At 26.4% G+C, this 758-nt stretch carries 1 protein-coding gene; it reads right to left on the bottom strand.

What is annotated here, in order from left to right:
- Positions 1 to 53: 53 nt before the first annotated feature.
- The coding region (locus I4V63_RS06370; RefSeq protein WP_207746514.1) for a hypothetical protein at positions 54 to 758 on the bottom strand (705 nt) is incomplete at its 5' end.

Raw genomic sequence — 758 nt, 5'->3', positions numbered from 1 at the left:
AGCTGACTCCTGTAAAATACAGAAATCAGCTTTTAGTGGCTTAGCCCCTTTTTTTAATGTCCTTGACATAGGGTCCACTTTACTATTATTGCAGTTTCTTTTTTATCAAATATAATTTTATTGGTATTTTCTTTTATACTTTTATCAATTATTGCTATTCTTAATAAAAGTCCTTTTCTATCAAATTTACCTTCTTTATAATCATCTCTTATTGCATTATATTTTAATTCCGGCAATACATAAATAGGCATTTTATCCAAAGTAAATTTAATTTTATATACATTTTCTTTCCTTCTAACCTCTCCCATTTCCATTAATTTAATATTGTAGGCCAATTCTGCCCACCTTTCATGCAATGATAATATATCCTCTTTACTTACCGGCTGTTGCAATCTATAGAATTCTTTATTTTCAATAATACTATCTAAATCTGTATTTAAATAAATCTTGCACATTCTTTTCAACTCTTTTTTTTTGCTAAACTTATACTTTTTATAAATTGTGTTAATATTATCCGGATTCTCTATTATTTCAAGTATTGCATTAGTTAACTTTCTTCTTTCATAATAAGTTTTAGGGGTTAATCCCGTACTAGTCTTTATATATCTTTCCACATTTCTCTGTGAGAATAGTAAATCTTGTTCAACCCCCTTGATTAAGTCTTTATATTTTAAATTTAAATTTTTATCCATATATTCTATTATTTGTACAGAATATTCTATCTTATCTACTAAATAGCTGCTAATCATTTTTTCTCC

The sequence above is a fragment of the Clostridium sp. 1001271B_151109_B4 genome (genome assembly GCF_015670405.1).
GTDB lineage: Bacteria > Bacillota > Clostridia > Clostridiales > Clostridiaceae > Clostridium.
The sequence above is the reverse complement of the archived record's forward strand: the minus strand, read 5'-3'. Positions and strand labels throughout refer to the sequence as shown.